This window comes from Citrobacter sp. Awk 2 (assembly GCF_028069815.1).
In the GTDB taxonomy this organism is placed as follows: domain Bacteria; phylum Pseudomonadota; class Gammaproteobacteria; order Enterobacterales; family Enterobacteriaceae; genus Citrobacter.
On sequence record NZ_JANEWL010000042.1, the window covers coordinates 1 to 13,554 of the forward strand.

Consider the following 13,554-nt stretch of genomic DNA (forward strand, 5'->3'; position numbering starts at 1 on the left):
GCCATAATCCCCCCCTCTGTTATTCACTGATTTTATTAATAAATAAATTCTTCAAATCTCAAATGCAATTTCCTGCATCTTTTTCTTTTATCCTGATCTAGCCTGTTCGCAACATATAGCAGCGATATTGCGCTCGAAAGCCTCCCGTTTCAGGATGAGCGGTGATCTGAAAGAAGCGCTGATTAACCGAACGGTGGTTTTTTACGTATTGAATATGGGGGTTATGGCAGTTGTTCGGTAAAACCGAATAACTGAAAATGAAAGGCCGCAATGTTGTCTCTTATTGCATGCAGTCCGTAGGCCGGATAAGCGTTAGCGCCATCCGGCATCAGTTGAACCTGTAAGTAACGCATACAGGTTCAGTCGTACCTCACTGGAGAGTCGCCAGCGTGCTCTCAATTCTATTCAACTTCTGATGTGCTTCTTTCAGCTCATCCGGCAACCGTTGTTCCTGTTCGCTGTAGGCCATCAGGACGATACGGCCGCTCATCACTTTTACAGTAACCTGTTGCCCGGTATCAAACCCTGCTTCGCGTAGATACTTGCCGGAAAGAATAATTTTGGGTGTGGATTTGTCGAACACCTTGGGCAGAAAGGCGTTGGAAAGGTTGGGTGTTGAGACTCAAAATAAGCAGTGGGTCTATTAATTATCCTGCTTTCCCGGAATATTTATGATCTCCATTTTTAAGGCATCTTCTCCTGAAAATATTGCAGCTAAACCTTTTCTTATTTTTATCTGATCGCTCTCGATTGCCCCATGGGCAACCGGAGAATATGTGGCTGTTTGTAATTGGACTCGCTCGAAATCATAGCCAATATCTTTTGCAATATCTGATAATAAGTCCAGGAACAAGCTATTACTTGTTTGATTCCATATAGCGCCCTGGGCATTATCGTTACCTGGGTATGAAGTATTCAAGTGTGCAAAATAAAGCTTCCATGAAGATAATACGCTACTCTCAGAAGTGCTCCTCTTTGTCTTTCCTTTTTTTATTTTACCGTAAAATGCTAAGTCTATCATATTTAGCGCGCGAACATGCTCATTGGATAATCTGGCATTCTGAGATCGTGTCGCCATGAGTTGTTTGAATATATCAATCTTCAATGATTTTTTTTGTGAGTACCTTTCAATGAATTTCTGAGTTTGAACGGCTAATAATGGACTAATTACAGTAGCTGTAATGGCTAAAATAGTAAGCGCTGTGCTCATATAATATTCTCAAAGTGAATAGATGTATTTAGAATTTTGAGCTGAGAATCATAAAGGAATTTGTGAATGGAGAAGATATGGCAAATGGCGGATATAAGATAAGCAAATTGGCGGAAGATCACAGGAGTCGAACCTGCCCGGGACCGCTGGCGGCCCCAACTGGATTTGAAGTCCAGCCACCTCACCGGAGATGACGATCTTCCGCGCCTCGATTGCTACATGGAGGCGGGGCGCATTATAGCTACTTCCTACGGTTTCCACACCCCCTCACTCACTTTTTTAACTTCCCTTTCTCCTTACCATGACCAGTTTCAAATAAATCTCTACAAAATCCATCGCTTACACTTCGACACATTTTTCGACGCTACCCCGATCACAGAAAATAAGAATCGTAATTTGATAACGAGATATCGCAATACCCGCGCTCACAGGGATGGTTTACAAGAACTGTAACCGGTATCAGTGCGTGTGAAAGTGCTAACAAGGATGCGTAATGAAAAGTGAGATTTTGTCCGTTAAAGAGAAGATTGGCTACGGCATGGGTGATGCCGCCAGCCACATTATCTTCGATAACGTCATGTTATATATGATGTTCTTCTATACCGATATTTTTGGTATTCCGGCCGGATTTGTCGGCACCATGTTCTTACTGGCCCGCGCGCTGGATGCCATCTCAGACCCTTGCATGGGACTGCTCGCCGACCGCACCCGTTCACGCTGGGGGAAATTCCGCCCGTGGGTGCTATTTGGTGCGCTGCCGTTTGGTCTGGTCTGTGTGCTCGCCTACAGCACGCCGGATCTCAGCCTGCACGGCAAAATGATTTATGCCGCAATTACCTACACGCTGCTGACCCTGCTTTATACCGTGGTGAACATTCCCTATTGTGCGCTGGGCGGCGTGATCACTAATGACCCCACGCAGCGCATCTCCCTACAGTCATGGCGCTTCGTGCTGGCGACGGCGGGCGGCATGCTCTCCACCGTGCTGATGATGCCGCTGGTTAATCTGATTGGCGGTGAAGATAAAGCGCTGGGCTTCCAGGGCGGGATTGCCGTGCTCTCGGTCGTGGCGTTCCTGATGCTGGCGTTTTGCTTCTTCACCACCAAAGAACGTGTGAAAGCGCCGCCGGGCAGCACTTCAATGCGTGAAGACCTGCGTGATATCTGGCAAAACGATCAATGGCGCATCGTCGGCCTGCTGACCATTCTCAACATCCTTGCCGTCTGCGTTCGCGGCGGGGCGATGATGTATTACGTCACCTGGATTCTGGGCAAGCCGGAAGTGTTTGTGGCCTTCCTCACCACCTATTGTGTCGGCAATCTGATCGGCTCTGCGCTGGCAAAACCGCTGACTGACTGGCAATGCAAAGTGAGTGTCTTCTGGTGGACGAATGCCCTGTTGGCGGTCATCAGCCTGGCAATGTTCTTCGTGCCGATGCACGCCAACCTCACCATGTTCGCTTTCATCTTCGTGATTGGCGTACTGCATCAACTCGTGACGCCAATCCAGTGGGTAATGATGTCCGACACCGTTGATTACGGGGAGTGGTGTAACGGAAAACGTCTGACGGGGATCAGCTTTGCGGGAACGCTGTTCGTGCTCAAGCTGGGCCTGGCGCTTGGCGGGGCGATGATCGGCTGGATGCTGGCGGGCGGCGGCTACGATGCCGCAGCGAAAACCCAAAATAGCGCCACCATTAGCATCATTATCGCATTGTTCACGATTGTCCCGGCCATTTGCTACCTGCTGAGTGCCGTGATTGCCAAACGTTTCTACACCCTGAAAACCCCGTATCTGACGGAAATTATGAGTCAGTTGGCTCAGGGCGCGCGCCGCAATCAGCAGGATTTTACGACGAAAGAATGACAGAACTAAGGAACTGACGATGAAAATTAGCGACGGAAACTGGCTGACGCAGCCTGGCCTGAATTTAACTCACCCGATTCAGGTGTTCGAGGTTGAACAGCAGGGTAACGAGATGATTGTCTACGTTGCGCCGCGCGATGTGCGTGAACGTACCTGGCAACTGGATACTCCACTCTTCACCCTGCGCTTTTTCTCGCCGCAGGAAGGCGTGGTTGGGGTGCGTATGGAACACTTCCAGGGCGCGCTGGATACCGGCCCGCATTATCCGCTGAACGTGCTGCAGGACGTCAACGTAGAGATACAAAACACCGCTGAATTTGCCGAACTGAAGAGCGGTAATTTGAGCGTGCGGGTCACTAAAGGCGAGTTCTGGTCGCTGGACTTCCTGCGTAACGGCGAACGTATTACCGGCAGCCAGCTGAAAAATAACGGCTATGTCCAGGACACCAACAGCGGGAAAAACTATATGTTTGAACGCCTGGATCTGGGCGTCGGTGAAACGGTGTACGGGCTGGGCGAGCGCTTTACTGCGCTGGTACGTAATGGTCAGACGGTGGAAACCTGGAACCGCGATGGCGGCACCAGTACTGAGCAGTCTTACAAGAACATCCCGTTTTATCTCACCAACCGTGGTTACGGCGTACTGGTAAACCATCCGCAGTGTGTATCGTTTGAAATTGGCTCTGAGAAAGTGTCGAAAGTGCAGTTCAGCGTGGAAAGCGAGTACCTGGAATATTTCGTTATTGATGGCCCAACGCCGAAAGCGGTGCTGGATCGCTATAGCCGACTTACCGGTCGTCCGGCGCTGCCACCGGCATGGTCTTTTGGCCTGTGGCTCACTACCTCCTTTACCACTAACTATGATGAAGCGACGGTGAACAGCTTTATCGACGGTATGGCCGAACGCAACCTGCCGCTTCATGTCTTCCATTTTGACTGCTTCTGGATGAAGGCATTTCAGTGGTGTGATTTTGAGTGGGACCCGGTGACGTTCCCGGATCCGGAAGGGATGATCCGTCGCCTGAAAGAAAAAGGGTTAAAGGTCTGTGTGTGGATCAACCCGTACATTGGCCAGAAATCGCCGCTGTTCAACGAGCTGAAAGAGAAAGGCTATCTGCTTAAACGCCCTGATGGTTCTCTGTGGCAATGGGATAAGTGGCAGCCGGGGCTGGCGATTTATGATTTCACGAATCCTGCGGCCTGCGAGTGGTATGCCAACAAATTGAAAGGCCTGGTGGATATCGGCGTCGATTGCTTCAAAACGGATTTTGGCGAACGTATCCCAACGGATGTGCAGTGGTTTGACGGCGCTGACCCACAAAAAATGCATAACCATTATGCGTTCATCTACAACCAGTTGGTGTGGAACGTACTGAAAGAGACGGTGGGAGAAGAAGAGGCGGTACTTTTTGCCCGCTCTGCGTCTGTCGGTGCACAGCAGTTCCCGGTGCACTGGGGAGGTGATTGCTATGCCAACTACGAATCGATGGCGGAAAGTCTGCGCGGCGGCTTATCTATCGGCCTGTCGGGCTTTGGCTTCTGGAGCCACGATATTGGTGGTTTCGAGAATACTGCGCCAGCACATGTCTATAAACGCTGGTGTGCGTTTGGGCTGCTCTCCAGCCATAGTCGCCTGCACGGCAGCAAATCCTACCGCGTGCCGTGGGCATACGACGATGAATCCTGCGATGTGGTGCGTTTCTTCACTGAGCAAAAATGCCGCATGATGCCGTACCTGTATCGTGAAGCGGTTCGCGCCAGTACCCATGGCACGCCAATGATGCGGGCGATGATGCTGGAGTTCCCGGACGATCCGGCGTGTGATTATCTTGACCGTCAGTACATGCTGGGTGATAGCGTGATGGTGGCTCCGGTGTTCTCGGAAACCGGTGACGTGCAATTTTACCTGCCGGAAGGTGACTGGACGCACCTGTGGCGTAATGACGAGATAACAGGCAGTCGCTGGCATAAGCAGCGGCACGACTTCCTGAGCCTGCCGGTGTATGTGAGGGATAACACGCTGCTGGCGCTGGGGAACAATAATCAGAAGCCGGATTACGCCTGGCACGAAGGGACCGCGTTTCAGTTGTTCCATCTGCAGGAAGGGCGTGAAGCGCTCTGTGAAGTTCCGGCGTCTGACGGCTCGGTTATCTTCACGCTGAAGGTAGTACGAGTGGGCAATACGCTGACCGTGCAGGGTGTCGGTGAAGCGCGTAACTGGACGCTGTGTCTGCGTAATATTCCGCAGGTTAGCGATGTGCAGGGCGGTTCATCTGTGTGCAGCGCGTGGGGAACGGTGGTTACGCCTGGTGAGGAAGATATGTTGAAGATAACCCTATAAGCGCATGTGAATGTGGTGCCGGATGGCGACGCATTGCGTCTTATCCGGCCTACGGTGCGTACAGCGTTCCAGATCTGAAAAGAAAAAATATCCTGACTTAAATTTTTACCTATCCATATTTGCGATCGCTGTCACTCTAATACATGAAAAAAATGTGATCTGCGCTGTAAATATCTCACTATTTCCCTTTTTTGTCTTATTTCTGTCCGGAATACAGGACACGATTTAGTATTGTTGCATCATCGTAGTCCTTTTATATTTATCATCACGGATTACACGTGGAGCATAAATGCTTCTTTAGATATTTAATCTGGTGTGTGATAAGGGTAAATAATGCAAATGATTACCTCGCGACAAAACAGATTATTAAAATTCCTTCTGTCCCGGAAGGAATATGTCACGCTGCTGAAAATTGCTGAGCATTTATCTGTTTCGGAGAAGACCGTACAACGCGACCTGCGTTTGATGGAACAGTGGTTGTCGGAATGGAAAATATCCATTGATAAGCGTGCTGGCGCAGGTGTGATATTAATTGCCGATAATATTACCGATCTTTTATATTTAGACCAGTTATTAGGCGCGGAGGGTGATGACGCTGACGGCATGATGAATAACTCACGACGCGTCAAGATAGCCTCGCAATTATTAAGCGAAACGCCACATGAAACATCGATCAGTAAATTGTCCGAACGTTATTTTATCAGCAGTGCATCGATAGTTAACGATCTGAAGGTGATTGAATCATGGATTGCCCCGCTGGGTTTATCGCTGATCCGCAGCCAAAGCGGCACGCATATCGAAGGTAGCGAGAGTGGTGTGCGCCAGGCGATGGCATCACTGATCAACGGTGTGATTAACCATAATGAACCCGGTAGTGTGGTTTATTCACGTCTTGACCCGGGGAGCTATAAAGCGCTAGTCCATTATTTTGGTGAGGAAGACGTTTTATTTGTCCAGACGCTGTTGCAGGAAATGGAGAATGATCTGTGCTGGTCGTTAGGCGAACCGTATTACGTCAATATTTTTACTCATATTCTGATCATGATGTATCGCATCACGCGTGGAAATGCCTTACCGCGAAAAGATGAAAATATCACTTCATGTGATGAGAGCATTTTCTCAATTGCCAGCCGCATGATTCAACGTATAGAAAAACGTATAGCCCATTCACTGCCGGAAGACGAAGTCTGGTTTATTTATCAATATATTATCTCGTCTGGCGTCGTGATTGAGGAGCATAACGATGTAAGCGTCATTGGCCATATGCACTCCAGCGATGAAGCGCGGTTGATTACCCATCGACTGATTGCCACCTTCGCCGAGATGGTCGACAGCGATCTCAGTCAGGATAGTGCGCTATATGACGGATTACTGATTCATATTAAGCCGCTGATTAACCGCCTGAACTACCAGATCCGCATTCGCAATCCGCTGCTGGAGGATATCAAAGGCGAGCTGCAGGACGTCTGGCGGTTGACCCAATGCGCGGTGAATCGGGTGTTTAGCGGTTGGGGCGAGCGGGCGGTATCGGAAGATGAGGTGGGATATCTTACCGTCCACTTTCAGGCGGCAATGGAGCGCCAGATGGCGCGTAAGCGTGTGCTGTTGGTCTGCTCGACCGGTATTGGCACCTCCCATTTACTCAAGAGCCGCATTCTGCGTGCCTTTCCGGACTGGACCATTGTTGGCGTGGTGTCGGCAGGTAGTTTGTCCTCTGTGCTGACGGACGATATTGAATTGGTGGTGTCGACCATTAATTTACCCGCCATTGCTATGCCTGTCGTGTATGTCACCGCCTTCTTCAATGATGCGGATATTAAGCGGGTAATGGAAACGGTTATTACTGAAAAATTACATCGGGCGACGTCACTGGTCGTTGAAAATTAATGTCTGAACTCCATGAGGTATGATTGATGGATATAACGAAAATACTCAATATGAATCGCGTTATTTTGGACATGAAGGCGACAAACAAAACGGAGGTGATTGAGGAACTGACTGATATTCTGCAAAAAGATGGTGCTATTAGCTGTCGGGAAACGTTTATTCAGGATGTCTGGCAGCGTGAATCTGAGGGATCAACCGGCTTTGAAAATCATATTGCGATCCCGCACGGAAAATCATCAGCGGTGATCAATACGACGCTGGCTATTGGGCGTACCCGGCAGGATATTCCCTGGGAAACGCTGGATGGCAGCAATGTGCGGTGTATTATTTTGTTTGCCGTCCGTCTTGAAGATCAGAACACCACGCATATTCGTCTGCTCTCGCAGGTTGCCGGAGCACTGGCTGACGAAGATATTATTGAACAATTACTGGTCGAAAGCAGTCCACAGAAAATTATTGAGCTATTTAGCCAATATGCTGAATCCAATGTCTGCTAAATAAAAAGTGGAGCATGTTATGAATATTGTTTGTGTTGCCGCCTGTACGGCGGGTATTGCGCACACCTATATTGCCCGTGAGAAATTAATTAAAGGTGCTAAAGCGCTTGGTCATAATATTAAAGTTGAAACCCAGGGCACTATCGGAACGGAAAATGAATTGCTGGCAGAGGATATTTCATCTGCAGATGTCGTGATTCTTGCTGTGGATGTAAAAATAAAAGGTGAGGAACGGTTTTCAAATAAACGCATTGTGCGAGTGAAAACGGAAATAGTCATAAAATCACCGGTTCAGTTTCTTGAAAAGGTTGAAAAATCATTAGTTAACGCAAACCAGTAGCGATCCTCATTTTGGAGGGGTTTCACATGAGTGAAAATAAAATTCCGCTATCTCAGGAAGTTAAAAAGCATTTGTTAACGGGGATTTCGTGGATGATCCCGTTAATTGTTGCCGCTGGGATCTGTATTGCTCTGGGGCAAATACTTGGCGGCACTAACGTGGGTGAAAAAATCGGGACAATACCCTGGATGCTCAACCAGATAGGTGGTTGGGGGATGGGGTTGATTGTGCCGCTGATTAGCGCGGCGATTGCTTACTCCATTGCCGATCGCCCCGGATTTGCGCCGGGTCTGATTGTCGGTTTTGTCTGTGGCGAAATTCATACCGGTTTTATTGGCGGAATGCTTGGCGGGTTTCTGGTTGGCTACACCGTTCTGCTGTTGAAACGTTATATCCGTTTACCGCAATCAATGCAGGGGCTGATGCCCATCATGGTGCTACCGGTGTTGAGTACTGTGATTGGCGGTCTGTTGATGATGACGCTGATCGGCAAGCCGATTGCCTGGCTGCAGGACGCGCTGATCCACCTGTTGGAGTCCATGCAGGGTGGGTCCCGTTTTCTGATGGGGGCGATCCTCGGCGCAATGGCGACATTCGACTTCGGCGGACCGGTAAATAAAACCATGTCGCTGTTTGCGGATGGCATGCTGGTTAGCGGCGTGTATGGCCCTGAAGCGGTCAAGTTTGTCGGGTCGATGATCCCACCGTTCGGCATTACGCTCTCCTTCCTGCTGACGCGCCACAAGTACACCCGGGCCGAACGTGAGGCACTGAAGGCGGCATTCCCGATGGGGATCTGCATGATTACCGAAGGCGTTATACCGATTGCGGCACGTGACCTGTTGCGCGTGGTTGGGTCCTGTGTGGTGGCATCAGCGGTGGCGGGCGGCTTGATTATGGTATGGGGTGTCGAAAGTCCGGTTCCGCACGGCGGCATGTTCGTGGTCCCACTCTTCACACACCCGCTGTTGTTTTGCCTGGCATTGGGGATCGGCACGGTGATTTGCGGCGTGATGCTCTCACTGTGGAAGAAACCGGTGACTGAGCGCGACGAGGAGTTTGATGAACTCAGCGATCAGAAGCTGAAAGACGAAGAAATCACCTTCACCCTGGAATAACCGGAGGCCGTATGTTTGCTGATATGAAAAGTATGGTGACGAAAGCCTGGCGTGAACAGTACGCGCTGCTGGCAATCAACTGTATGAACCTGGAAAGCGCCCGGGCGGCGGTTAGGGTGGCTGAGAAACATCATGCGCCCATTATTCTGAATCTGTATCAGGGGCATCTGGACCATTTTCCTGCATCGATAGCCGCTGCGGTCGTCAAAACGCTGGCGGATGAAGCCTCGGTACCGGTCGTGCTGGCACTGGACCACGGCAAAGATCCTGTACGCATCCGCCAGGCTTTTCGCGCCGGGTTTAGTGGCTTGATGATCGACGCTTCAGCGTTTGCGCTGGAAGAAAATATTCGTCAGACCCGTGCGGTTGTGGATCTGGCTGCCAGCGTCTCGCTGTGTGTGGAAGGCGAGTTGGGGCATCTTGCCGATGCTCCACGCTATGACCACGCGACGAACGTTGATTTGATGACCCAGGCTGCTGACGTTGAGCCGTTTATCCAGCAGACCGGGATTGACGTGCTGGCGGTGTCGGTCGGTACGGCGCACGGTATGTATGCGCCGGGTGTGACGCCGGCGATTGATTTCCAGCGCCTTGAGGAGATTGCCCGTTTATCGACGGTGCCACTGGCGCTACATGGCGGCAGCGGTACGCCGTTTGACCAGCTACAGCGTTGTCCGATGTTTGGCGTCGCCAAAATTAACGTTGGCGCGGCGGTTTTTGAAGCCGGAAAAGCCGCATTGCTACATACCCTGTGTCGCGACAAATCCTGTGAACTTGTTGATGCCCTGGCCCTGATGGAACAGGCCTGCGAAGAAGCCATTATTCCGTATCTGCAGGCCAGCGGCGCTATCGGCAAAGCCTGATTCATTTTCTGTAACGCCTTCTATGCCTCTGCGATGACGCACTGGCAGGGCTTTCTACACCCTGAAACTGGAGAATTAACATGTTAGTTTCGATGAAAGAATTACTGCAGCCTACTCGTCAGCACGGTTTTGCCATTGGCGCCTTCAACGTGGCGGATAGTTGCTTTGTGCGTGCAGTGGTCGAAGAGGCGGAAGCAACCAACACGCCAGCGATTATCTCGATTCACCCCAGCGAGCATGATTTCGTCGGTGATGCGTTTTTTAGCTATGTCCGCGATATCACGATGCGTAGCACAGTGCCGTTTACTCTGCATCTGGACCATGGGGCGTCGGTGGAACATGTCCTGCGGGCGATTCAGTGTGGGTTTACCTCGGTGATGATCGACGGTTCGCTGCTGCCCTATGAGGAAAACGTGGCCCTGACCCGCGAAGTGGTCAAACTGGCGCATGCGGTAGGTGTCTCGGTTGAGGGGGAGTTGGGGACGATCGGCCAGACCGGGACGTCAGTGGAAGGCGGCGTATCAAAAGTCACCTACACCGATCCTGCTCAGGCGCAGGACTTTATCGCCCGTACCGGAGCCGACACGCTGGCGGTAGCGATTGGTACCGCCCACGGGATCTACCCGAAAGGAATGCAGCCAGAGCTGCAAATGAACATTCTGCGTGATATCGCCGGGCGGCTGGATATTCCGCTGGTGCTGCACGGCGGCTCGGCGAACCCGGATGCGGAGATTGCCGAATCCGTCACGCTGGGCGTGGGCAAAATCAATATTTCCAGCGATATGAAGTACGCCTACTTCCAGAAGGTGCGTGAAATTCTGGCGAAAGAAACCTGGTGGGACCCGAACGTGATTTACCCGGAAGCGATTAGCGCCGCACGGGATGTGATCCGCCATAAAATGAAGCTGTTTGGATCTACTGGCAAAGCATCACTTTACTAACGGCATGCAGGCGGGGAAACCCGCCTCTTTCGCGATAAGGAAAAGTGGAATGAAGCGTTCACAAATTAATTATGCCGTTGATAAAGCGCATGCCATCGCCGAGACTTTTCGAATCTGTCTGCCTGACTTTGCGTATTTTACCGTCGACGCTTGGCGGCAACAGGATCAAACTCTGTGGCGTGAAGTGCGCGATCTCCAGCTGGGTTGGGACGTTACTGACTTCGGGCGCGGAGATTTTGCGCAAACCGGGCTGACGTTACTGACGTTGCGCAATGGCGTGTTGGATTCGGCAAACTACCCCAAACCGTATGCCGAAAAGATGCTGCAAATTCAACAGGATCAACAAACGCCGTGGCATTTTCACACCCATAAAATGGAAGATATTGTCAATCGCGGCGGCGGTGATTTATGTATGCAGCTGGCATGGGCCACGCCCGATGCTCAGTATGACGCGCAGCATATTATTGAGGTAAGTGTGGATGGTCAGCGGCGAACCGTTAAGCCCGGTGAAACGCTGGTGTTGAAACCAGGGCAAGGCATCTGTCTGCCACCCCGTTTGTATCATCGTTTCTGGGCCGAGAAAGCGTTTGTATTGGGCTGGGAAATCTCAATGGTGAATGACGACCGGCACGATAACCACTTTCTTGAGCCTGGGGGACGCTTCCCGGCGATAGAAGAGGACGAGCCGGTGAAATGGTTGTTGTGCAGTGAATATATTCGTTTATGAGCGGAAGTAGGCCCGGTAAGCGAAGCGCCACCGGGCAATAATCACTGCGCAAGTGGCGGCGCTGAGACTTCACTACCGGATACCACACCCGCCTGCATGGTTTGCGCCACCTGCTGTTTATCAGCATTTACAGCATGTAGCTGGCCGTTCACGGTCGGTTTGAGTGGCGCATCTGCCAGAATATTACCGCTGGCCGTAAGCTGAATGTTACCGTCACCAGGAAGCGGCAGTGCTGGCCATCCCCACTGCTGCAGGATAGTCATTGGCACACCACGCCCGTTCAGGCTGACCTGCGCCTGGCGTTGCGGCAACTGCGAAATGCTGGCGGTCGCCTCCAGCAGCCCTTTTTCCGTATAGGCACTTAGCTCGCTGATATTGATGTTGCTGCTGTTCGCGGCGAGGGCCAGAGAAGGTCGGCGCACGTCGGTACGGTTAAACGTCGCAGCAGCGGCATTGAGTGTGGCGCTACCACTCCAGATACCCCACTGATTATTTTGTACCAGCCCGAGGTTGGCGCCATAACCGTCCAGTGCGGTGAGCTGCCATGGGAACAGAGGGTCGATATCGATAATCAGGTTACGGCTGGCGCTGAATTTTTTCAGCGTCAGGCTGTTTAGCCAGGAAGGCAGGGGTTTCATCCACAATTGCTTCCAGTTTTCCGGCAGCGTGTATTCCAGCCCGGCAATGGCAACATCGTCAAGGACTAGCGACTTGTTACTGCGCAACCAGTTACCGGATGTTCTAACCATACCGCCTTCCCAGCGAGTGGTGAACTGGCGTAGTGCAATGCCCTGCGGTGAGAATTCGGCATTCAGAATGGGGTCGAAAAAGTGCAGTGAACCGTAGATAAACTCACTGGCGTTCATCGACAGCTTCCCTTCCTGAGTTTGCCAGTCGTCCTTGCTGAAGGTCATATTGCGCAAACTCAGATCGAGATCTGTTACCGCCCAGTCAGGACCTTGCAGACGGGCATCCGTCACCTCAAGACGACCAATTTGCAGGGACGGAATTGTGGTTAGTGGTGCGAAAAAATCGACCAGTGATTTATCACTTTGTAGCCGGATATCATTTAACCGCAGGTTCTCCACGACCCAGCTGCCATCAGCATTCCGCTGCGCAACGCCGGTTAACGCGCCGCGTGCGACATCTGCGCCAATGTTACTTAACGTCACGCGGTCATGGTCAATGCTGCCTTCGATCAGCACGTTGGTGGTGGGAACGTCGTTAAGCGTTAATGAACTGGCGCTGAGCTGAATTTGCGCTTTGTTGCCGAGAATTTTACCCGCCTCAGGGTTCCAGGGAATAACGCCGCCGTTCACGCGTTGCGCACTCAGGTTCCACTCACTGCCGGGGCTATTTAATGCCATATCCTGTAGCTGCAGGCGATCGGCCTGGAACGGAAGCGGCGCAGTTTGTTGAGAAAGATTGAGCGTACCGTTTTGCAACAAGATGGTGTCAACGTGCAACGGGTCGGTGATCTGACGACTGCTCAGGCCAATATCAACCGTTTTTGCGACCAGCGTGGCAGGTTGCCCATCACGACCAAAAGTGACATTTTTCAACAGAATATGGGATGGGGAGGAAAACCGGTGATCGATGGCATCAAAAGCCAGGTGGTAGCTGCTGTTCTCTGACACCCATGCGCTGACATGCTCTGCACCCCAACGAGTTTGCAGTAGAAAATAAAGGCCGAGGATCGCCACTGCACAGGCGATCAGCACGTAAATAAGCAGCTTTCCAATAAATTTCATGGTCTTCCATCC

13 protein-coding genes and 1 tRNA gene are annotated in these 13,554 nt (G+C 51.3%); 9 read left to right on the plus strand and 5 right to left on the minus strand.

Annotation, left to right across the window (positions count from 1 at the left end):
• Positions 1-221: 221 nt before the first annotated feature.
• The 4 genes from NNO02_RS12215 to NNO02_RS12230 form a co-directional block, all read right to left on the minus strand.
• The gene (locus NNO02_RS12215) at positions 222-353 is read right to left on the minus strand and encodes a hypothetical protein (RefSeq protein ID WP_271454898.1); all 132 of its coding nucleotides are present in this window, start codon (positions 351-353) and stop codon (positions 222-224) included.
• Between the two features lie 17 nt (positions 354-370).
• Entirely contained in the window at positions 371-592 is a 222-nt protein-coding gene (locus NNO02_RS12220; RefSeq protein WP_442867903.1) for a SymE family type I addiction module toxin, read from the minus strand.
• Positions 593-643: 51 nt separating this feature from the next.
• Entirely contained in the window at positions 644-1,210 is a 567-nt protein-coding gene (locus NNO02_RS12225; RefSeq protein ID WP_271454899.1) for a DUF6680 family protein, read from the minus strand.
• Positions 1,211-1,318: 108 nt separating this feature from the next.
• A tRNA-Sec gene (locus NNO02_RS12230) sits at positions 1,319-1,413 on the minus strand.
• 290 nt (positions 1,414-1,703) lie between these two features.
• On the opposite strand from NNO02_RS12230, the gene NNO02_RS12235 reads away from it, so the two are divergent.
• The 9 genes from NNO02_RS12235 to NNO02_RS12275 all read left to right on the plus strand — a co-directional run bounded on the left by NNO02_RS12235 (position 1,704) and on the right by NNO02_RS12275 (position 11,791).
• Positions 1,704-3,077: a glycoside-pentoside-hexuronide family transporter gene (locus tag NNO02_RS12235; RefSeq protein WP_271442004.1), complete on the plus strand. Its 1,374-nt coding sequence runs from the start codon at positions 1,704-1,706 to the stop codon at positions 3,075-3,077.
• 19 nt (positions 3,078-3,096) lie between these two features.
• Positions 3,097-5,418, plus strand: a complete 2,322-nt coding sequence (gene yicI, locus NNO02_RS12240) for an alpha-xylosidase (protein ID WP_271454900.1) — start codon at positions 3,097-3,099, stop codon at positions 5,416-5,418.
• Positions 5,419-5,751: 333 nt separating this feature from the next.
• Positions 5,752-7,305, plus strand: a complete 1,554-nt coding sequence (locus NNO02_RS12245) for a BglG family transcription antiterminator (protein ID WP_271454901.1) — start codon at positions 5,752-5,754, stop codon at positions 7,303-7,305.
• 26 nt (positions 7,306-7,331) lie between these two features.
• Positions 7,332-7,802 carry a PTS sugar transporter subunit IIA gene (locus tag NNO02_RS12250; protein ID WP_271454902.1) on the plus strand — a complete coding sequence of 157 codons (471 nt, stop codon included), beginning with the start codon at positions 7,332-7,334 and terminating at the stop codon, positions 7,800-7,802.
• Positions 7,803-7,821: 19 nt separating this feature from the next.
• Positions 7,822-8,142 carry a PTS fructose transporter subunit IIB gene (locus tag NNO02_RS12255; RefSeq protein ID WP_271442007.1) on the plus strand — a complete coding sequence of 107 codons (321 nt, stop codon included), beginning with the start codon at positions 7,822-7,824 and terminating at the stop codon, positions 8,140-8,142.
• A 26-nt stretch (positions 8,143-8,168) separates the two neighbouring features.
• A complete protein-coding gene (locus tag NNO02_RS12260; RefSeq protein WP_271442008.1) occupies positions 8,169-9,260 on the plus strand; it encodes a PTS fructose transporter subunit IIC in 1,092 nt (363 codons plus the stop codon).
• A gap of 11 nt (positions 9,261-9,271) precedes the next feature.
• Positions 9,272-10,123 carry a class II fructose-bisphosphate aldolase gene (locus NNO02_RS12265; RefSeq protein WP_271454903.1) on the plus strand — a complete coding sequence of 284 codons (852 nt, stop codon included), beginning with the start codon at positions 9,272-9,274 and terminating at the stop codon, positions 10,121-10,123.
• An 80-nt stretch (positions 10,124-10,203) separates the two neighbouring features.
• Entirely contained in the window at positions 10,204-11,064 is an 861-nt protein-coding gene (locus tag NNO02_RS12270; RefSeq protein WP_271442010.1) for a ketose-bisphosphate aldolase, read from the plus strand.
• 49 nt (positions 11,065-11,113) lie between these two features.
• A complete protein-coding gene (locus NNO02_RS12275) occupies positions 11,114-11,791 on the plus strand; it encodes a D-lyxose/D-mannose family sugar isomerase (RefSeq protein WP_271450360.1) in 678 nt (225 codons plus the stop codon).
• Positions 11,792-11,832: 41 nt separating this feature from the next.
• Here NNO02_RS12275 and NNO02_RS12280 read toward each other — a convergent pair whose 3' ends face one another.
• Positions 11,833-13,542, minus strand: a complete 1,710-nt coding sequence (locus tag NNO02_RS12280; protein WP_271454904.1) for an AsmA family protein — start codon at positions 13,540-13,542, stop codon at positions 11,833-11,835.
• Between the last annotated feature and the right edge of the window lie 12 nt (positions 13,543-13,554).